Raw genomic sequence first — 20812 nt, 5'->3', positions numbered from 1 at the left:
CCGCCGCCGCTGCCAGCTGTCTCCGCCGACCGCACTGTGACCGCTGACAATCTATCTCAAAGCTGGGATGGATCCTAATGATATTACTAACGGTTATCCCACAAGAGCCACATTCTAAAATAGGCGTATGACTGGCAGATTGCAACCGGAAACTTCCCAGATTTGCTCCTGGACGCTCCAAGAGATATTACCTTCAGTTATGTGATATGCCGCTGCTTCTGAAATCAGATCTATAACTGCCAGAGAACAGGGGAAACCCCCCTTAATCCAGATCAAAATCGGCTCACCATCGAGCCAACCGACTTATTGTGTAGGTCATGGAAGAGATCTCGTGTAAAAACCGGGTGGGACCTACCTGACAATCCCCCCTGCCAGTATCTTGTACAGGTTCTCGGGCCGTTCACCCGTGAGAGGTTTCATGCTGGCCAATCGATAGATATCAACTAATTCAACCAACGCCGCACCCTCCTATGTTTCCCGACAAATCACAGGTAGTAATATATTCAAGGGGAAGTCACGTCTGATATGGACAATAAACGTAGGATCGGTGCTTTTCTCGCACTTGCTGGTCTCATCATAGTTGTTTCTAACTACCAGAGTGGTGCGCCGATACTCTCCTTTCAGATGATGTCAGACAGCCCTGGAAAGGGTACTCCAGTACCGTACATCGTTAGTTGGGCGGCGGGATGCCTATTCCTTGTATGTGGTACACTACTTGCCTACTATGCTGGACCGAATAGTTCGTAGCGTGAGGAAATGTCAACCTAATTTTTCTATAACGCACTCCGTTATGGAATGCGACAATCGTAGCCGGTTCTGGTCCCTTCTCGCCGGTCTGGAAGCCTTGAATCTGCCGTATAGGGCTGTTTATGGGCCATCGGAAGCTATTAGTGTCTCATTTGTGTATAGATAAGACAAGACAATGCAGGTAGAAGACCACGACGCCGACGACGGTCAGCGGGTATGGATGAGCAGGGACGAACTTGCGGCACTGTTTGGGTCCTACTCCGGCGGGGCTGACGCACTGGACGATAACCTCGAAAAAGAGCTTGCGCTCCGCCTCATGGGTCAGTGCGGGCTTCGGACGGCTGAAATGCTGACCGTAACCCCCGGCGACATTACCATGGCCGAGATCGAAGAGGGTCAGCTGACTAAGCTCCGGGTTTCCGACGGCAAGACTGGCGACAGGGAGACAGTCATTCCACCCCGGCTGGCCGATCAACTACGGACGTATCAGCGGGCCTACGGCGTAGCTGACGACGATCTCTTCATTGACCGGAACCGGAGGACCATTCAGCGCTGGGTAGCCCGTGCCGGGGATCATGCTGCCTCTGTGACCGAGGAAAGCGCCTACTCGAAGGTCACACCCCACGACCTCCGGCGTAGCTGGGCGATGGTCCTACTGGATTCTGGGACCGGGCCGACCGTGGTTATGGAACTCGGTGGATGGGAGAATTACCGCACCTTCAAAGACCATTACCTCGGCCACCACTCCGACGCCACGATTCACGCCGAAGTCTCCGGTGCATTCGGGTAGCTCCAGATACAATCTCTCGACCAACAACCGCACAGCAGCCGTCGGCTCCTGGAAGGTTATTTCTCCCTAAGGTATATACGAATGCAATATAGAATCATTCAGACAGAGACTGGTATTCGGAAAACATTCCTCTAACACCATGCCAAACAAAGGGCTTGAAGCAGACCAACAACGACAGCGAAACACGCGGTTATTGATTAATTTCTGGGGGAAATTGTGGACAGCAGCAATCGCCGTCTTAGCAATCTTATCACTGGCTCCAGCGTTGTTGTCGTTGTCTCTTATTATCGATGGTTTCACAAGTGGGCCAATTGGGTTCATTCTCGGGCTGGCGTCTATGCTCACAACGTCGGACTGGTCTGAAGTCGTCATACTACCAATCGTGATTCTGGCTCCGATTTGGCTGGGTTACGCCGCTTATCGACTTCATAGATGGCGGCGGAACTGGTACTACGAAGGCGAACCCCCTGAAACCGAATACGATTGGGGATGGATACTAAACAATAAATCCGAGGATTAGACCAACGGTGTGAAACTGATGGACATCCCTCTTCGCTGCAACGCCGATTAGTGACTCTGCCAGCACCGCATCGAGCCGCTGGCGACCGCCAGAACCGAACCGCCACTGGAAAGGACCGCAAATCGTACTGGACCCTCGAAGGGCTATCCGCTGAAGCAAACCCTTTATAATATCTGCTACCAGACCCTCTCATGCAGGTCAAGCAGGGTCCCGATGTACTATCGGGGCCAGTCTACTAATCTTGAGCTAAATCTATAATCGAAAGGATCAGTCTGGCGACGGCTACAAACCTCATAGTCCACTTGACTGCTTCTCGTTCATCTGGCTGTTCGTCGTCGTCACTATCGCTGGGGCTTTCGTTGGCCATGAGGGTACTGGCCACAAGGTTAGTTCCCCCGCAGGTCAAGCAGGGTCCAGTTGACTTGTGGCAATTACGCGAATGAACAGGTAGGTTATAAAGGATGCGCGTCCGTCTCAAATCCACGCACGTTACAGAGCTTCAGAGTGAAGTTTTTACAGTGGTTTCAGCTCCTTTTCCGAGGACAATCCAAAGAGCATATGCCTCTGGAAATCGTATTTTATAATGAAGAGAATAGCTCTGGTTGCTTTTCGCAGATCGAGGGTAAATGGCCACTGCTGGTCATTTTCTGCACTTCAGCAAATTGCGTACCAGATTTATCCGTCTCTTCAGTATATTCATGAGTTCAACAGCCCCAAGCACGCAGTATCTACGAAACACACTTGCAGAGGCAAATAATCAGACGAAATTCCATGCAAAAGAGGCTCCAAAAGGGAATCGGCTTGGTGGGAGACAAGAGTCATTCCGCTATTGGTATAAGCGTCTTTGGTCACAGAATTCTGGTTGGAATGGCGTATGGCGTGACCAGCGTCAGGTAACCCATAATATGAAAGATGACCTGATTGAAGTGGTAGCCCTTCAATTACAACTGTCAAAACATCAAAGGAAACGTGCGAAAAAACTCATGAATCGAGCAAATGGCCAAAGGTTCAGTAACGTTGGCGGGTTGGAGATGCTGGCAATATGCATCTGTCAAATTGTTGTCGATGATGACGACCGATGCACGGAACGATACTACCACCCTACTGCAAAACCCGAGAAAAACGACGACTTGTTTAGCGAAATTGCTGACTACTTTGATTTGGATGCCCAACAGATCGCGAATACAATCCAGAAATTGCGACGTAGTCCGGTTGTGTAGGATAACTTGATGAGGAAGAGGGGGGTTATTTAAGCGGTTTTATGTAGTGTAGAGTGAAGCGGTCCTGGAGAAGTTGAGTGGGATACTGACCGCAATTAGTCTAACTGCAACCGCTCCGCAACCACTAAGGGTCGCTCCGCTCAACAGGAGGTAGCAGAACGGCGGCAATGGCCACAACGCAACCGCTACAAAATGTCGGTAACGCGAGAACGCCGCCGCGCGGCACAATCCACTACCGCAACCCAACCGCTGACGCTCAATCGGCCACAAAGGGCCTCAATCGCTACCACAACGGAATTATTACAGGTTAGGTTTCCGGGGTGCTTCTCGTCTCATCTCCATCCAATCTGTGAAGCTGTTAGTCACCACTCTATTCACGCCGACATAAATATTCCTCTACTTATACTATAGCCATATTGGAAGAATTAACGGGGTTACTTTAATATCGTTACTCTGTCATTTACTGGTACTCATCTGTCATCTCCAATCAGGCGAAGGCATAGATTACGGTGGCCACCGAGTATCTGGGGGTAGATTTGGCTAAGAAGGTCGTCAATTGACCGAGAGATCGTCTTCAGCACTACCCGAGTGGTATGTATCTTATTTCCTCTCAAGACGTCTCACAACTCCTTTCTCGGAATATCGAATTCGTCCCTCGCGCGGTCGCTCGCTGCGGTGCTGTCTGCTGTTGCTGTGTTTGTAATATGGTTGTATGTGTGTAATATGGTTGTATGTAGGGCGAGAAGGCCAGCTACACTCATTGCGGCATGATTGTTACTACTGCGGTGCTGTCTGTTGCTGATAGGTGCTGATGGTGTGATTACTGCGGTCTGTGGCTCTCTTACTGTTGCCTCCTACCAGTACCAGATACATCTGTGTGCCTCATACAGTCTAACGATTTCCCGCCATCAAGACATACTATGGGCCACCGTCGGCAGTGTGGAGTACTACTGGTGGGGACGGTACTATTGCCGCGCTTCCCGCCGGAGAAATAGAGAGATTGTTAACAATACAAAATCTTATATGTCAAGTCAGAGATTATTGAGATACTGTTTCCTGTTAATCCGCCGTTCTTCTTTAGTTCGTGCGTCGTAGTGCCGATCAAGAACTTCCCGGCTTACGTTTGCACGTTCAGAGAGTTTGTCTTTCGGCCAGTCTCGGTTTAGATGGTAGGTGATAGCTGCTCTGCGGATCGGATGCGGGCTTATCGAAGACGGACAGCGAGAAGCCTGCTTGCTCATGTTCCCTTCACAAGTAGCAATATCTCTGTCGTGGGGACACTCGTTGGAGATATGGCAAGGTCGAGTGACTTTGTAAACCTCTTTTCGAATGCGGTTTTGAGAAACTCGACCGTATGGGGTTGTGAACAGCGGCTCTCTTCCATGGTCGTCAGTCACAACCTCTCGGTGAACCTCGATATAGTCGTCAATAACGGTGGCAGTGTCGTCATCAATCTGTATCTGGCGTTCGGCTTTGTTGCCATTCTTCAGCGGGGTTCCCGTCTTAGGTCTATGATGTAGCTCGATAAACTGTCCTCTGCTGTAATAGTCGCCTTCATCTATTGCTCGCAGAGTACCCATTCGGATACCAGTGTGCCAGAGCAGCTGAAACATGGCGTGCTGGCGTTTGGCGTACTCGAATTTGTAGAAGTAGTCCAGTATATCCTCAACCATATCGAGTTCGATCATATCATCACTCACAACATCGCCTTCTGTGAGCTTCGGCAACTGTACCATCTCTGGGAGTTCCGGCTCAACCAAGCCTGCTTGGACGCACCAGTTGAGAAACACCCGGAGAGAAGAAAGGTTGTTCTTCAGTGTAACCGTCTTTATGCCGCTGTCTTTGCGGTGCAGTTTGAACTGTTTAAGATCGTACCCAGACAGTTCATTGACGTACTCTATCTCCTTGTCATTGCAGAACTCAATGAATTGATTCAGTGGATACTGGTAGTTTCGCCACGTTGAGTGTGCCACTTCGCCTTTTCGTTCACTGTTGAAGTCGTCAACAGCTTGTTGCGGTGTAATGTTTGGCGTCATCTTGTTCCCACCGCAGGAGGGACGAGCAGGGTGTGCGCCCCTTTCTTTCGAGTCCAGACGGAGGTTCACGAATCCCTCCGACCCCACTTCTCGCGGCGAGCAATCCCGCGAGCCGCGAGCATGGAATGCGGAGGATTTGAATCAGGGAGTGACGCGAGTGGAGCGAGACGCGAACGAAGTGAGCGTCTCGGAGGGTGAACGGCGAAGCCGTGAGCCAGCGAGCGAAACGACCGTGGTTCAAATCTCTCCGACCCCATTCGCTTTCCGACTCGAATCATCACCGAAAAGCCGTCCTCCAGCAATGCCGTCGTTTCGCGAGCTATCGTTTCTCGATACGACCGGTGTTGCTCTCCTCGGGCGTGTAAGCCAGCGAGAGCGCACGGCGGATCCGTCGGAAGGGGCGGGACTGGGCTGAAACGGCGTCAGACATAGTTCAACCTAATTACCTATTCGTAATAAGTTTTGTGTCGGTGCCACATGGTGGGGACCGTTCCGAACGGTGACACACGAAGCGAGGGTGCCAAAGCTCATAGTGTCGAGCGGCGTCGGTTCGGTATGGCCGAGCGCGGGGAGGCGCGCCTGCCGGGTGTCGCCGACGGCGATGCTTCGATCGTCTTCCACGTCGATATGGATTGCTTCTACGCCGCCTGCGAGCGCCGCCGCGAGCCCTCGCTCGACGGCGAGCCCGTGGTGGTCGGGATGGGCTACGAGGACGGCGAAACCCACGGCGCGGTCGCCACCGCGAGCTACGAGGCCCGATCGCATGGAATCGAGAGCGCCCAGCCCATCTCGACCGCGCTCGAACGCCTCCCGCGCGCCGAGAGCTCGACGGACCCGGACGAAGCGGTTGGCCACTACCGACCGGTCGATCTGGACTACTACCAGTCGGTGAGCGAGGAAGTCAGGGAGATCCTCCACGACTGCGCCGACGTCGTCCGTGAGGTGAGCATCGACGAGGCGGCGCTCGACGTCACCGAGCGGACCTCGTGGCAGCGCGTCGACGGCCGAACGATCGCCGAGGGTTACGCCCGGCACGTCAAACAGCGGATCGAGCGAGAGGTCGGCGTGGTCGCGAGCGTCGGAGTCGCGCCGAACATGAGCGCGGCGAAGGTCGCCGCCGACCACGAGAAACCCGATGGTCTCGTGCCGATTCCGCCGGGCGAGGTCGCGGGCTTCCTCGCACCGCTCGACGTCGAGACGGTGTATGGAGTGGGACCCGTGACGGCGCGCGAACTCCGCGGGATGGGGATCGAGACCGCGGGCGACCTCGCGGCGACCCCGACGACCGACCTCGACACGAAGTTCGGCGAGCGCGGCCGGGAGATCCGACGGTTCGCCCGCGGCGAGGACACACGGTCGGTGACGCCGGTCGGCCGACCCAAGAGCCTCTCGCGCGAGTCGGCGTTCACCGAGGCCACCGACGAGGCGGACGCGAAACGCGAGCGGGTGCGGCGGCTCGCGACCGCCGTCGCCGAGCGCGCCGAGCGCGAGAACGCGCTCTATCGAACCATCGGTATCAAGGTCGTGACGCCGCCGTTCGACGTCAACACCCGGGCGCGCTCGCTGCCGGGGCCCGTGGCCGACGCCGACCTCGTTCGCGAGGTGGCGTTCGACCTCCTCGGCGAGTTCCGCGGGGCCGAGGTCAGGAAGCTCGGGGTTCGGGTCTCGAACCTCTCGTTCGCTTCGGGCGAGCAGGCGAGCCTCGACGGGTTCGAGGCCCGAGGGACCGAACCCGGTCGCGCCGACGGTGGCGTCGACCACGCTTCCGCTGGGGATCCCGAACCCACGACCGGGTCGCGAACACGCCGCGACGGGCAGACGGAGTTCGGCGATTTCGTGCGGGATGAGTAGCTACAAATCCTCCCGACTGCTGGTACCGGCATGGCGTTTCGAACCCGCGACCACGTTCCGGCGGTGACGGGTGTTCTCTCGGTGGTATCGCTCGCCCTGGTCTTCGGGGCGGTCCTCGGTGTCTTCGAGGCGGTCGCCCCGACCCCGCCCGAGGCGGTCATCGCCGCCATTCCACACGTGAACGCCGTCCTCAGCGCGGTCGCCATCGGCACCATCGTCGTCGGCTGGCGCGCGATCCGACGCGGCGCAGTCGACCGACACCGACGCCTGATGCTGGTCACGGTCGGGCTGTTCGTGGCGTTCCTCGTGCTCTACCTCTATCGGGTCTCGCTCGTCGGCCCGTCACCGTTCCCCGGTCCCGACTCGGTGTACCAGTTCGTCTACCTGCCGGTGCTCGGGATCCACATCCTGCTCGCCATCGTCTGTATCCCGCTGCTCTACTACGTCCTCCTGCTCGCGCTGACCCACGACGTGGCCGAGCTCCCGGCGACGAACCACCCCCGCGTGGGTCGCGTCGCCGCCTCGCTCTGGCTGGTCTCGTTCACGCTCGGGATCGTGGTCTACCTCCTCCTCTACGCCGTCTACTGACGGTCTCGGTCCCGAACTCGATTGCTAATAGCATCCCCGGGAACGCCACCGTTTAGCGCTCGGCGGATGGAGGGGCGGTATGAACGACCCCGCGGACTCGACCCACGACTGGCGCGTCATCGAATCGGTCGCCGAGTACGAGACGGGCTGGTACACCGGGGGCTACGACCTGGTCGAGCAGCCCGACGGCAGCGAGAAGAAGTACTACTGGGCCGAGCTCCCGGCGGCGGTCGTGGTGGTGGCGCTCGCCGACGACGAGCTGGTGATGGTCGACCAGTACCGCCCCGCGATCGGCGAGCAGTGTCTCGAACTCCCCGCCGGCATCGTCGAGGACGGCGAGTCCGCGACGACGGCCGGCGCGCGCGAACTCCGCGAGGAGACCGGCTACGAACCCTCGGGTGTCTCACTGCTCGAGGACTACTGGGTCGCCACCGGCGTGCTCCGCCACCGCCGCGCCGTGGTGTTCGCCGAGGGTCTCACGCCGACCGACCGCGACCTCGACGAGAACGAGTTCTTGACCGTGACGTCGCTCCCGGTCGACGAGGCGCTCGACGTCGCCCGAACCGAACCCGCGAACGACGCCACCATCGAGGGACTGCTGCTGGCGAGCGAGGAGGGGCTGCTGTAGCGAACGAGGACGGTTCCGGTCGCGCCATCGGGCACGCCCACCGGCGCGCTCGCACCGTTCCCGGCGAATGCTGCCGAGAAGTACATACGGGACGAGACGAAAGGCCCGACAGATGAACCCCGCTCTCGCGATGGTCGGCATGGCGACCGTCGTCGTGGTCGCCGTCGCCACGACGAACGTAGAACTGGCCGCGTCGCTCCACGTGGCGTCCGGTGTGGAGGCCACCGTCCTGCAGCTCGACTGGCTGAACGGCCTCATCCGTAGCATCGACAGAACCCTCGAAAATCTCCTCGACCTGGTAAGAACCCTCCGGGCGCTGTTCGGCGGCGGTGGTGATTGAATACGATAACTCGAACGAGCCGCTAAGGGGATCGACACCGGCACCGGGCACCGAACACCGGGTTTATTCGCACGAGACCGCTACTCGGGACGTGAACGCCGACGACGACGAGATCACGCCCACGGAGCTCGACGACCTGCTCGAAACCGACGACGAGGTTCGCGTCGTCGACATCCGTTCCCCGAGCGCGTTCGACCGCGGCCACATCCCGGGGAGCGAGAACGTGCCGTTCGACCAGATCCCCCGGCGGGCCGAGGAGTTCGCCGACGCCGAGCGCGTCGTGACCGTCTGCCCGAAGGGGATCTCCAGCCGCCAGGCGATGCAGCTCCTCCAGTCCTCGGCGGCCGTCGAGGGCCGCGTCGAGAGCCTCGCCGGCGGGCTCACCGCGTGGCACGACGAACGGTCCCTCGAAGCCACGGAGACGACCGATGAGACGACCAGCGACGCCCCGTTTTAACCGTCCTCGCGCGGGACGGCCGCGAGTCTGTCCCGCATCTCGCGCCAGTGACTCCCCTTCCAGAAGCACTGCCCACAGTCGACACACCGCCACACCCGCTGGTCCGCGGGGTCGGGTGCGTACGCCGGGGTAGAGTCGGTCTCCGCCATCACGTCGAGCGAGCCGTTGCACCGCCCGCAGTACGCCGGGTCGTCGGCGATGTCGAGGGAGATCCCGACTTCGGCGAGTTCGCGGAGCTGGTCGGCCACCTCGCGTGCGGTGAGCAACACCGAGCGCTCGGTTCGTGCCGCGAGCTCCCTGTCCCGCGTCACGAGCGTCCGGTCCTCTCGCCGGGCGAGGACACGGAGACGGTCGTCGTCCTCGACACCGCGGTCGAGCGCGTACGCCGTGTCGTGCCCACACAGCCGGAGGTAGGCCCGCAGTCCGCCGCACATCGCGTCGAGCAGGAGCTTCACTCGGCGAGAAACGCCCGCAGTCTCTCGACGTCCCGCGCGTTGAGCACGTCGTCCGTCTCGGCCCAGCCGCGTCGGGCGGTGTGGATGCCGTACCGCACGAGGTCGTAGCTCGCCGGCCGGTGGGCGTCGGTGTCGACGACTATCGTCGCGCCGGCCTCGATGGCGGTCCGGACCGCCCCGCCCGAGAGGTCGAGTCGACGGGGGTTCGCGTTGACTTCGAGCGCGACGCCGTTCTCCGCGGCCGCGTCGGCGACCGCCTCGAAATCGAGGTCGAGCCCCGCACGCTGGTTGAGGTAGCGCCCGGTCGGGTGGCCGACGATGTCGACTTCCGGATGCTCGATCGCCGTGACGATCCGCTCGGTACCGTCGCCGTCGAGCCCGCTGTGGGGCGAGGCGACCACGACGTCGAGGGTTTCGAGGACGTCGTCGCGGACCGAGATCGCGCCCTCGGCATCGATGTTGGCCTCCACACCCGCGAACACGTCGATAGCCGCCGACTCCCCGACCTCCCGGATCGCGTCCGCGTGGTCGAGGAGGTCGTCGTCTTCGACGCCGGTGTCGGCGACGACCCCCGGCCCGCTCGCGTGGTCGGTTATCGCGAGGTAGTCGTGACCGAACTCGGTCGCCCCCGCGACCATCTCCTCGATGGTCGCCTTTCCGTCCGAGGCGTCGGTGTGGGTGTGGAGGTCGCCCCGAATCTCGCGCTCTTCGAGGAGGTCGGGCAGGTCGCCGTCCGCGGCGGCGGCGAGCTCGCCGCTGTCCTCACGGAGTTCGGGCGGGACCCACGGGAGGCCGACCGCCTCGTAAACTCCGGACTCGGTCTCGCCCGCGACCCGCTCGCCGACGCGCTGGCCCGTTTCGACGTCCTCGATTTCACTGACGCCGTCGGACGCGTCCGACGAGCCATCCGAGCCGAGCTCGGAGACGTCGAACACGCCGTACTCGTTCACCTTCAGGTCCCGGTCGATCGCGCGGTTTCGAAACCCGATGTTGTGGTCGCGACTCCCGGTGAAGTACTGGAGCGCGCCGCCGAACTCCTCGGGGACCACCACGCGAAGGTCCACCCGAACCCCGTTGGCCCGGAGGCTCGCCTTCGTCGTCCCCGACTCGATGACGCGCTCGGCGCGTTCCCAGTCGACGAACCGCTCGATCACGGGTTCGGGGTCCTCGCTCGCCACCAGCAGATCGACGTCGCCGATGGTCTCGCGCCACCGCCGGAGCGAGCCCGCGAGTTCGCACTCCGCCACGGCCTCCGATCCCATGACGTACTCCTTGAGGTCCTCGCCGACCGGCCGTGCGTCGCCGAGCAACGACCGCTGGCTCGCCTGCCGTGCGAACGCGATCCCCGACAGGATGTTCTCCTCGGTCTTCGCGCCGAACCCCTCGACCTCCTGAATGCGTTCCGCCTCCGCGGCGGCTTCGAGGTCGTCGAGGTCCTCGACCCCGAGTTCCTCGTAGAGGGTGCCCACCGTCTTCGGCCCGACGCCCTCGACGCGGGTCAGCGCCGCCATTTCGACCGGTAGCTCCGCCCGAAGCTCCTCCAACTCCTCGATCTCGCCCGTCTCGACGTACTCGACCATCTTCGAGGAGAGCGCGTCGCCGACACCCTCGATCTCCTCGACCGCGTCCTGGCTCTCGGCGGCGAGCGATTCGATCGCTCCGGGATGGGCCCGGATGTTCTCGGCCGCCCGGCGGTAGGACTGGGGTTTGTACTCCACTCCCGTGGCTTCGAGCCGGTCGGCGAACTCCTCGAACCGGTCGGCGACCTCGTCGTTGCGGCTCATCGGTTCCCCCCGGTCATCGGCGGCCTCCGGCGCGTTGCCCACCCGACTCGTTCCCGAGCGCCTGCTGGAGGAACGACACCCAGCGCTTCCGGTCGGCGCGTTCCTGCGCCTCGGCTTCGGCCTCGATGTCGGCGGTGCCGAGGTCCGAGAGCGCGTGGAGCGCGCGGTCGATCCCGATGATGCTCTCGGCGAGTTCCTCGTCCCGTTCCCTCGAAATGTCGCCCTCCTCGATCCGGTCGCGTCGGGCGATCCGTTCGCGCCGGAGGTTTCGCTTGGCCAGCTCGATCTCCTCGCGGTCCTCGGCGGGGACCGACTCGCGCGAGCGCGCCTCGAAGACGAACGCCCGGAGTTCGAGCAGCTCGCCCTCGACGGTGATGGTCTCCGGGATCGACGCCCCGATCGTCGCGCCCTCGCGGTCGATCCGCGCGAGGAGCTGTTTTCGTTCGTAGGACTTCATCGCTGACCCCCGTTCGACGGACGGCGGAGCCGTCGTCCGGGTCTCGGTTCGGGGAACATCGTCTGTTCGGCGGTTGGATTCACCGGGCGAAAGGCGTTTCGACGGTCGGCCCGGCCGCGGGGTCTCGTCCCAACCCTTCGACGGGCACGGGAACGTTCGACCTGCCGGAGCGGTCGGTGTACCGTCGGCTCCGCTCGGGAACCCAAAACCGACTTGTGGCATCGACCCCCATCACGACCAATGGCGACGTGTGACGCGTGTGGGCGAAGCGAGAACATGCCGTACCACTGCCGACACTGCGGCGGCACGTTCTGCGGCGAACACCGGCTCCCGGAGGCCCACGACTGCACGGGGCTCGACGACTGGAACGACCCGTCGGGCATCTTCGACAGCGGCTTCGACGGGAGCGTCGACGACTCGGGGACGCGCTCGGGCGGACGGTTCTCGGACCTCACCGCCACCGGCGGCCCGATGGGCTACTTCCGCGGGAACATGACCTACGTCTTCCTCGGGCTGATGTTCATCACGTTCGGCTTCCAGAACCTCGTCTTCCCGGTCATCGGGATCCCCGTCGGTTCGAGCCTCTGGAACGCGGTGTTCACCGTCTCGCCGCAGCACCCCTTCTACGTCTGGACCTGGGTCACCTCGGTCTTCGCCCACTCCGGGCTCACCCACATCCTCTTCAACGGCATCGTGATCTACTTCTTCGGCCGATTGGTCGAGGAGTACATCGGGTCGCGGGACTTCACGCTGCTCTTCCTCGGCAGCGGGATCCTCGCCGGGCTGGGCTATCTGGGGCTGGCGATCCTCCAAGGAAACCCGACCCCCGCCCTCGGCGCGAGCGGGGCCGCGCTCGCGATCATGGGCGTGCTCACGGTGCTCAACCCCGGTCTCCGGGTCTACCTCTACTTCCTGCTTCCCGTCCCGATCTGGGTTCTCACCGGGGCTTACGTCCTCATCTCGGTCTCCGGGATCCTCGGGGTCCCGCTCTTCCCCGGCGTCGCCGATGCCGCCCACCTCGTCGGACTGCTGGTGGGACTCGCCTACGGCCAGCGGGTCAAGAACCAGTATCGCCTGCCCAACCAGCTCCAGTTCGGCGGCGGCCGCGGCGGCGGCGGAATGGGTGGGCCCGGTCGCGGCCGCGGGCCGTTCTGATGGAACCCGTCAACACACGCTTCCTCCCCGATCCGGCCGACTCCCGCGAAGCGATGGAGACCCTCCAGCGCGAGGTCGCCGCTACCGCACGATTCACCGACGACTTCGCCTTCGACCTCGAAACCGTCTCGGCGACCCCGACGCTCACGAACCTCTCGAAGGAGCCACCGACCATCGTCGGCGTCGACCAGGCGTTCCTCGACGACCGCGCGGTCGGCGCGATAGTCGCCCTCCGCGGTGGTGAGGTCGTCGAGCGCGCGAGCGCGGTCGTCGATTGCGAGTTCCCCTACATCCCCGGTCTGCTCTCCTTTCGGGAGGCGGGCGCGATCGTCGCGGCGTTCGCGGACCTCGACGTCAAGCCGGACCTCGCGGTCTTCGACGGGAGCGGTCGGATCCACTACCGCGAGGCCGGCCTCGCGACCCATCTTGGACTCCTTTTCGACCTGCCGAGCATCGGCGTCGCGAAGGGCTTGCTCTGCGGGACCCCCGACTCCCCGCTCGACGACCTCCCCGAAGGCTCGCGAATCGCCATCGCGGCCGACGACCGTGTGGAGACCACGGAGGGACGGATCGGCTACGCACTCCAGACCCGCCAGTACGACTCCGGGAATCGGACCATCAACCCGGTCTACGTGAGCCCGGGCCACCGCGTCGGTCCGCCGACCGCGGCGGACCTCGTCGAACGGCTCTGTGACGGCTACAAACTCCCCGAACCAACGCGGCTCGCCGACGCCTACGCCGGCGAGGTCAAACGGGATTTCGAGGAGTGAGGCCGGCCCGGAACGCCGGAAGTTAACTACTCGGGACGAGAGATGCCTGCATGGCGAAGACAGTTCTCATCACCGGCTGCTCGTCGGGGATCGGCCGCGCGACCGCCGAGGCGTTCCTCGAAGCCGAGTGGACGGTCTACGCGACCGCGCGCGACGAGTCGGACGTCGCGGACCTCGAGATGGCGGGCTGTGCGACCGCCCCGCTCGACGTCACCGACCCCGACGCCATCGAGGCGGTGGTCGAACGGGTCATCGACGAGACCGGGCGGATCGACTGTCTCGTGAACAACGCGGGCTACGGCCAGTTCGGGACCGTGGAGGACGTCCCCACCGAGCGGGTCCACGACCAGTTCGACACCAACCTCTACGGTCCCCACCGCCTGATCCGGGCCGTTCTGCCCCACATGCGCGACCGCGGGGTCGGCCGGATCGTGAACGTTTCCAGCACCGCTGGCCGCTTTGCCACGCCCGGCAACGGGGTCTACGCCGGCTCGAAGTTCGCGCTCGAGGCCATCAGCGACGCCCTCCGAGCCGAGGTCTCGGACTACGGCATCCACGTCTCCGTGGTCGCGCCCGGTCCCGTGGCCACCGACTTCGACGACCGCGCCGCCGACGAGCTCGACGGGCTCGAACGCACCGGGGCCTACGAGTCGTTCTACTCGATGTTCGAGGACGCCCGAACCGTCCTCAACGGCGGTGTCGGCACCGTCCGGCCCGAGCAGGTCGCCGACGCGATCCTCGACGCGGCGGTCTCGCCGGAGCCGCCGGCGCGCTACCCCGTCGGCCCGCTCGCGAGCGCCGCCGACTACGCCCGCTTCCTGCCCGCCGAGGTCCAGAACACCCTCTACGGGCTGGTTCGGCGCGTAACCTGAGCACCCACTTTTTTACTCCTCGGGTTGGCTCGCTCGTTGCACTCGCTCGCCAACCACTCGTCGCAAAAACCTGGACTAAAAACTGCCGCTTACTCGCGTCTTCGACGCTCGTTCGCGGTGAACCGCGCTCACTCCGTTCGCGCGGATGCTAACCACTTCCGCCAACGCAACAACCGCCACACGCCTCCCCAACCGATTCGCTCCGCTCGTTACACTCGCGTCGCTCATCCCTCACACGCCGATTCGCGGTCGCGCGCTCACGTCCGTTCGCGCACGACCGCGAGCGCGCGCCACAGCACCGCACCGTAACGATCGCCCGCTTTCGCCGTACCCGACGTCTCATGTCGATCCGGACCGACGGTCCCACATGGCCGCAGCCGACGACCCGATCGAAGCCCGACTCGGCGACGCGCTCCGCGAGACCGACGCGACCATCGCGACCGCCGAATCCTGTACCGGCGGCCTCGTCGGGTCGAATCTCACCGACGTGCCGGGGTCGAGCGACTACTTCGACCGCGGGCTCGTGACCTACTCCTCGCGCGCGAAACGCGGCGTGCTGGGTGTGAGCCGCGAATCCCTCGACGCCCACGGCGCGGTGAGTTCCGAGGTGGCTATCGAGATGGCCCGCGGCGCGCGCGACACCGCCGGCACCACCTGGGGCGTCTCGACAACCGGCATCGCCGGTCCGGACGGCGGCACCGACGAGAAACCCGTCGGAACGGTGTACATCGGTGTGGCCTACGCCGGCCCGTGGGGGACGGGTGAAACCACGGCGACCGCCGAACACCACGTCTTCGGCGGGGACCGAGACGATATCAAGGAGAAGAGCGCACAACGCGCGCTCGCCGCGACCCTCGACGTGCTTGATTCGCGCCGGAACTGACCCGACACGATTTACTATTCCCGCCACGTCGGGCGATTCGAGGCGAACGGATGAACAAGAAAGGCCACGTGCTCAACGCGGTGGTGTTGAGCATCGGGCTCGCGGTTCTGACCTACCCCGCCGGCGACCTCACGACGGTCCGGGCCGTCCTCGCCATCGCGGTGCCCGTCACCCTCGGAGCGCTCTTTCCCGACGTCGACACCGCCTTCGGCACCCACCGGAAGACGTTCCACAACCTCCCGGTTCTGGTGCTCTTCTTCGTTTATCCGATCTACTTCGGCAACCTCCAGTACGTCTGGATCGGGGTCGCGACCCACTACGCGCTCGATCTACTTGGCTCGAAACGCGGGATCGCGCTCTTCTACCCGTTCGACAGCGGCGAGTTCGACTTCCCGTTCGGCGTCTCGACCAGAAGCCGGTTCGCGGGCGGGGTGATCCTCGTCGTCACCGCGCTCGAACTCGCGGTCGCCGCGGCGCTCGTCACCGAGTACCCCCAACGACTCCTCGCCTACGGGCTCCGAGCGAGCGGGCTGTTCTGAGCGGCCCGACCCCGAACGGTGGCCGCCGAGCCGGAGCCGACAGCTATTATGACCCGGCGATCCGACGCGGATACGATGCATCACGGCAGACGGGTCGGTCTCGTTGTTTGTCTCCTCGTGGTCGCGGTGGGGGTCGCCGGCGTCGGCGGGCTCGCGAGCGCACAGTCGACGAGCGACACGAACGGCACGAACGGCGCGACGACCATCGACTCGTGTCGCACGATCGCCAACGACGGCGAGTACGCCCTGACCGCCGACATCGAGGACAGCAATCGAACGGTCTGCGTCCAGATCCTCTCCGACGACGTGGTCTTCGACGGCAACGGTCACACGATCGACGGGGCGAACGCCAGCGAGAGCGTCGGCGTGAAGGTCAACAACTCCCTGACCGGGCTCTCGAACGTCACCGTCCGAAATGTCACGACGACGGGCTGGACCGCGGGCGTCTACTACCAGGGCGTCACGAACGGCTCGCTCGAAACGGTGAACGCAAGCGCGAACGCCCGGAACGGCGTGCTCCTGCGCGACGCGCCGAACACGGCGCTCCGGAACGTCACGGCCGTCGACAACGACCGCTGGAGCCTCTATACGACCAACTCCTCGGGGGTCGCAGCAGAGCGCTTCGAGACGAACACCTCGACGCTCTCGTTCGTCGCGACGAACGCCGCGCTGACGGGTGTCGAGAGCGTTCCCGGTGGTCTGCCCAACCGGACGGCCATCGACCAGCACGTCGGGATGGCGGGCACGGGACAGAACGCCACGATCCGGGTGATCGTCGGGTACGACGACGCGAGCGTCGCGGACGCGAACGTCACCGAGAACAGCCTCCGGCTCTGGGGCTACGAACGCAACTGGTCGCAGGTGCCCGGCGTGAACTACGTCAACACCAACCGGAACGTGGTGGTCGCAAACGTCTCGGCGCTCGGCAACACGAGCACGTTCGCCCCCGCCGGCCAGACCACGACACCGACGCCGACGGCGACCCGGACCGCGACGGCGACCGCGACCGATGGACCCGGAGCCGCCGCGACGGGCGATGCCGCCGAAACCACGACCTCGGACGACGGCCCAGGGTTCGGCCTCGTGGTCGCGGTCGTCGCCCTTCTGTCGGCAGCGCTGGTCGCGCGCCGACAGAATTGACCGCACACGAACGATTTTGCCGGTGGCGTGACCAGCGGTAGCATGACACTCCATCGACGGACCGTGGAGCGGGACGTCCGGGAGCTCGGCGCGTTACTCGGTAACGTGATCGAGGGCCAAGCGTCGACAGACGCCTACGAGGTCGTCGAGAGCCTCCGAACCGCGGCGATCGACTACCGGCGTGGCGACGCCGACTCGCGCGACCCCCTCCGCGAGACGGTGGAGGACCTCGATCCGGCGACCGAGAGCGCCGTCGCGCGCGCGTTCACGAGCTACTTCGAACTCGTCAACCTCGCCGAGGAGCGCGAGCGCATCCGCGCGATCCGGTCGGCCTCCCAAGAGGGCTCGCTGGCCGACAGCCTCGGCGCGGCGGTCGACGAACTCGCCGCGGCCGACGTCGACGCCGCCACCGTCGAGTCCCTCCTCGACGACGTCCTGATCGAACCGACTTTTACTGCCCATCCCACCGAAGCCCGCCGGAAGACGGTGAAATCAAAGCTTCGTGCGGTCACGCGCCACCTCGAAACCCTCGACGAGCGCCTGCTCACGGACACCGAGGAAGCGCAGGTAAAACGCGACATCGACGCCGAGGTCACGAGCCTCTGGCAGACCGCCCAGGTCCGCGACCGTCGGCCGGAACCCGGCGACGAAGCGCGGAACGTCCAGTGGTACCTCGAGAACACCCTGTTCGACGTCACAGGGGAAGTCTACGCCGAGTTCGAGGAAGCGCTCGGCGAGCGATTCGAGGACGTCTCGATCCCCCAGTTGTTCCAGTTCCGGTCGTGGGCGGGTAGCGACGCCGACGGCAACCCCTACGTCACGCCCACGGTGACGACGGAGACCCTCGACCGGCAGCGCTCGGTGGTGGTCGAGCGCTACCGCGACGAACTCAAACGTCTTTCAGGAGTTGTGAGCCAGGACGGCCGCCGGATCGTGGTCGACGACGAATTCGAGGACCGCCTCGCGGCCGACCGTGAGCGGTTTCCATCGATCGCCGGGACTGCCGCCGAGCGCTACCCGAACGAACCCTACCGCCAGCAGCTCCGCCTGATGCGCGAACGCCTCGTCCGGGTGGGCGACGTCCGACCCGGTGGATATGAGAACGCCGACGAACTCGTCGCCGACCTCGACGCGCTCGCGGCCAGTCTCCGGGCGAACGGCGCTGGAACCGTCGCGACCGCCCACGTCGACCCGCTGCGCCGCCAGGTCGCGACTTTCGAGTTCCAGCTCGCGAGCCTCGACCTGCGCGACCACCGCGAGAACCACACGACGGCGGTGGCGGAGACCCTCGACCGCCAGGGTGTCGAATATGAGAAAATGGACGAAGACGAACGGGTCGCGACCCTCACCGACGCGGTCCTGCAGGAGGAGCCAGTGATCGATGTCGACGACCGGGACGGGGTTTCGGGGACCACCGAGACGGTCCTCGAACGGTTCACGAGCCTCGCGGGCTGGCAGCGCGAGTACGGCTCCGACGCCATCGACACCTACTGCATCTCGATGACCGAGGAGCCGAGCCACGTCCTCGAAGTCCTGTTTCTGGCCGACCAGGCGGGCGTGGTCTCGCTGCCGGATCATTCGGGATTGGACGTGGTGCCGCTGCTCGAAACCGAATCCGCGCTCTCCGGTGCGGACCGGATCATGGGGACGCTGTTCGAGAACGAGGCCTACGCGGCGGCGGTCGCCGCCCGTGGCGGTACCCAGGAGATCATGTTGGGCTACTCCGACTCGAACAAGGAGAACGGGTTCCTCGCGGCGAACTGGGAACTCCACCGCAACCAGCGCCGCCTCGGCGAGATCGTCGCCGACTACGACGTTTCGCTTCGGTTGTTCCACGGGCGCGGCGGGTCGATCTCGCGTGGCGGTGGCCCGATGAACGAGGCGCTGCGGGCGCTGCCGAACAGTACGGTAACAGGAGAAGTCAAGTTCACCGAACAGGGCGAGGCGATCGCCGAGAAGTACGCCACCCCCCGGATCGCCGAGCGCAACCTCGAACAGATGCTGAACGCCCAGCTCCTCGCGCGCCACGACGCGGTCGAGCAGCCGACGGAGGACGTTCCCGCGGCGTGGGCGGACGCGATGGACGCGATGGCGAGCGCCGCACGCGAGGAGTACCGTGACCTCCTCGAAAGCGAGGGGTTCGTCGAGTTCTTCGGCCAGGCAACGCCGATCGGGGTGATCGAGGACCTCAACCTCGGGTCGCGACCGGCCTCGCGGTCGGGCGAGCGCACCGTCGAGGACCTCCGGGCGATCCCGTGGGTGTTCTCGTGGACCCAGGCGCGCTGTATTTTGCCTGGGTGGTACGCGCTCGGTACCGGCATCGAGACCTACCTCGACGAGGGAGCGGCGGGCACCGCGGCCACTGACCGCGCCGAGCGCGTCGAGGTTCTCCGCGAGATGTACGCCGAGTGGCCGTTCTTCCGAACGACCCTCGACAACGCCGCGCTCTCGCTCGCACGCACCGAGATGGAGGTCGCCGAGAGCTACGCCGGGATGGCGGACGAAGCGCTCGCGGGGACGTTCTTCCCCCGGATCCGCGACGAGTACGAGCGCGCCGTCGAGCACGTTACGGCGGTCACCGACCGCGACTCGCTCGTGCGGCGCGACTGGCTCCTCGAAGGGCTCGACCGCCGGAACCCCTACGTGGACCCGTTGAACGTCCTCCAGATCCACCTCCTCCGCCAGGACGAACGCACCGAGGCCGAGGAGCGCGCGCTCCGCCTCACAGTGAAGGGCATCGCCGCCGGGATGAAGACCACCGGCTGAGTCCCCGACTCAGTAGACCGCGATATCGTCGAACTGACCCTCGTAGACCGGCTGTCGAGGGTGGGTCGCCTCCGTTCCCGACAGAACCACCCGGTCGAACTTCTTCACGCTGTTCTCGGAGCCGAGGTGGGCGAACTCCGCACGGCGACGCACCTCGTGGACGAGTCCGGTGCGGTGACGGACTCGACGCGGTGTGGCCTCGCGGAACGCAGCGAGGAGGTCGGTTTCGGTATCGACGGCGGTATCGAACTCGGTCCAGACCTCGCCGACGGTGGCGTGGCGGTGGGCGTACGACGACCCGAAGACGGGGAGGTCGAGGTCGCGGGCGATCGCACGCGCTCGGCGGTTGTGTCGTGCCCAGTGTTTCGGGTTGTAGACCTCGACGGCATCGACGACGTCGCGATACCGACGGATCGCGGCCTCGTCGAGACTCACGGTCAGGAATTCGGGATGGGGAACCAGCACCACGGCGTCTTGAGCCCGGAGTTCGGCCATCGCGCCGTCGAGGGTGACGAAATCCGGTATCGGGCCGTCGAGCCCGAGCGCGAGGACGTGCCGACGGTTTCGCCACGATCCGGTGAAGAGTTCGCGCGCGGGCACCACGAGGAGGTCGTCGTCGGTGTACGCCGCGGCCCGTTCTCGGATCTCGGATAGCGGGGTGAAGTGGGGCGCGTAGACCAGCACGTCGAGCCCGAACCGTTTCGCCCGGCGTACGACCCGGTCGTCGAGCACCTTCACGTGGGGGTCGACGCGAGTGACGGAGCGACTCACTGGCCTAGATCGGCGATCGGTCGTATAGCGGGTTTCGATCCGC

At 63.7% G+C, this 20812-nt stretch carries 19 protein-coding genes; 14 read left to right on the top strand and 5 right to left on the bottom strand.

From position 1 onward, the window contains the following. The first annotated feature begins 922 nt into the window (after positions 1-922). Positions 923-1537 carry a site-specific integrase gene (locus D3261_RS05710; RefSeq protein ID WP_120070083.1) on the top strand — a complete coding sequence of 205 codons (615 nt, stop codon included), beginning with the start codon at positions 923-925 and terminating at the stop codon, positions 1535-1537. Positions 1538-2683: 1146 nt separating this feature from the next. Continuing rightward, positions 2684-3277, top strand: a complete 594-nt coding sequence (locus tag D3261_RS19685; RefSeq protein ID WP_147464932.1) for a hypothetical protein — start codon at positions 2684-2686, stop codon at positions 3275-3277. A 1031-nt stretch (positions 3278-4308) separates the two neighbouring features. Here D3261_RS19685 and D3261_RS05705 read toward each other — a convergent pair. Then, the gene (locus tag D3261_RS05705; RefSeq protein ID WP_120070080.1) at positions 4309-5313 is read right to left on the bottom strand and encodes a site-specific integrase; all 1005 of its coding nucleotides are present in this window, start codon (positions 5311-5313) and stop codon (positions 4309-4311) included. Positions 5314-5868: 555 nt separating this feature from the next. On the opposite strand from D3261_RS05705, the gene dinB reads away from it, so the two are divergent. The 5 genes from dinB to D3261_RS05680 all read left to right on the top strand — a co-directional run bounded on the left by dinB (position 5869) and on the right by D3261_RS05680 (position 9177). Further along, positions 5869-7164 carry a DNA polymerase IV gene (dinB, locus tag D3261_RS05700; protein ID WP_120070207.1) on the top strand — a complete coding sequence of 432 codons (1296 nt, stop codon included), beginning with the start codon at positions 5869-5871 and terminating at the stop codon, positions 7162-7164. Between the two features lie 30 nt (positions 7165-7194). Continuing rightward, positions 7195-7752: a DUF420 domain-containing protein gene (locus D3261_RS05695; protein WP_120070078.1), complete on the top strand. Its 558-nt coding sequence runs from the start codon at positions 7195-7197 to the stop codon at positions 7750-7752. A 79-nt stretch (positions 7753-7831) separates the two neighbouring features. Next, complete coding sequence (locus tag D3261_RS05690; RefSeq protein ID WP_120070075.1) at positions 7832-8380, top strand: NUDIX hydrolase; 549 nt, start codon at positions 7832-7834, stop codon at positions 8378-8380. Positions 8381-8492: 112 nt separating this feature from the next. Beyond that, a complete protein-coding gene (locus tag D3261_RS05685) occupies positions 8493-8720 on the top strand; it encodes a hypothetical protein (protein WP_120070072.1) in 228 nt (75 codons plus the stop codon). A gap of 91 nt (positions 8721-8811) precedes the next feature. Beyond that, complete coding sequence (locus D3261_RS05680; protein WP_120070070.1) at positions 8812-9177, top strand: rhodanese-like domain-containing protein; 366 nt, start codon at positions 8812-8814, stop codon at positions 9175-9177. On the opposite strand, the gene D3261_RS05675 is transcribed toward D3261_RS05680, so the two are convergent. From D3261_RS05675 to D3261_RS05665, 3 genes are read right to left on the bottom strand one after another with little or no spacing between them, the layout of a single operon-like run. Continuing rightward, positions 9174-9632: a Mut7-C RNAse domain-containing protein gene (locus D3261_RS05675; RefSeq protein ID WP_120070067.1), complete on the bottom strand. Its 459-nt coding sequence runs from the start codon at positions 9630-9632 to the stop codon at positions 9174-9176. The two genes, D3261_RS05680 and D3261_RS05675, sit on opposite strands and share 4 nt — an antisense overlap. Then, positions 9629-11416, bottom strand: a complete 1788-nt coding sequence (locus tag D3261_RS05670) for a helix-hairpin-helix domain-containing protein (protein ID WP_120070205.1) — start codon at positions 11414-11416, stop codon at positions 9629-9631. The genes D3261_RS05675 and D3261_RS05670 overlap by 4 nt, the downstream gene beginning before the upstream one ends. Before the next feature lie 13 nt (positions 11417-11429). Further along, positions 11430-11873 carry a DUF5788 family protein gene (locus D3261_RS05665; RefSeq protein WP_120070064.1) on the bottom strand — a complete coding sequence of 148 codons (444 nt, stop codon included), beginning with the start codon at positions 11871-11873 and terminating at the stop codon, positions 11430-11432. Between the two features lie 240 nt (positions 11874-12113). Here D3261_RS05665 and D3261_RS05660 point away from each other — a divergent pair, with 240 nt between their 5' ends. From D3261_RS05660 to ppc, 7 genes are all read left to right on the top strand, one after another. Next, positions 12114-13028, top strand: coding sequence for a rhomboid family intramembrane serine protease (locus D3261_RS05660; protein WP_120070062.1), 915 nt, complete (start codon positions 12114-12116; stop codon positions 13026-13028). Beyond that, positions 13028-13798 (top strand): endonuclease V, encoded by a 771-nt coding sequence (locus tag D3261_RS05655; protein WP_120070059.1) that lies wholly within the window; start codon positions 13028-13030, stop codon positions 13796-13798. The genes D3261_RS05660 and D3261_RS05655 overlap by 1 nt, the downstream gene beginning before the upstream one ends. Positions 13799-13848: 50 nt before the next feature. Further along, complete coding sequence (locus tag D3261_RS05650) at positions 13849-14670, top strand: SDR family oxidoreductase (protein ID WP_120070057.1); 822 nt, start codon at positions 13849-13851, stop codon at positions 14668-14670. Between the two features lie 367 nt (positions 14671-15037). Beyond that, positions 15038-15553, top strand: coding sequence for a CinA family protein (locus tag D3261_RS05645; RefSeq protein ID WP_120070054.1), 516 nt, complete (start codon positions 15038-15040; stop codon positions 15551-15553). Positions 15554-15603: 50 nt separating this feature from the next. Next, positions 15604-16092 (top strand): metal-dependent hydrolase, encoded by a 489-nt coding sequence (locus D3261_RS05640; protein WP_120070051.1) that lies wholly within the window; start codon positions 15604-15606, stop codon positions 16090-16092. Between the two features lie 75 nt (positions 16093-16167). Then, positions 16168-17232, top strand: coding sequence for a PGF-CTERM sorting domain-containing protein (locus tag D3261_RS05635; RefSeq protein ID WP_233553901.1), 1065 nt, complete (start codon positions 16168-16170; stop codon positions 17230-17232). Between the two features lie 42 nt (positions 17233-17274). Then, a complete protein-coding gene (gene ppc / locus D3261_RS05630; RefSeq protein ID WP_120070048.1) occupies positions 17275-19998 on the top strand; it encodes a phosphoenolpyruvate carboxylase in 2724 nt (907 codons plus the stop codon). 9 nt (positions 19999-20007) lie between these two features. Here the strand turns inward: ppc and D3261_RS05625 are convergent, their stop codons facing one another. Then, positions 20008-20769 (bottom strand): PHP-associated domain-containing protein, encoded by a 762-nt coding sequence (locus D3261_RS05625; protein ID WP_233553900.1) that lies wholly within the window; start codon positions 20767-20769, stop codon positions 20008-20010. Positions 20770-20812: the final 43 nt, after the last annotated feature.

Origin of the sequence: Halococcus sp. IIIV-5B, assembly GCF_003602035.1 — an archaeon.
In the GTDB taxonomy this organism is placed as follows: Archaea; Halobacteriota; Halobacteria; order Halobacteriales; family Halococcaceae; genus Halococcus; species Halococcus salsus.
Note: the sequence above shows the minus strand (reverse complement) of the source record. Positions and strands in the feature narration are given on the sequence as shown.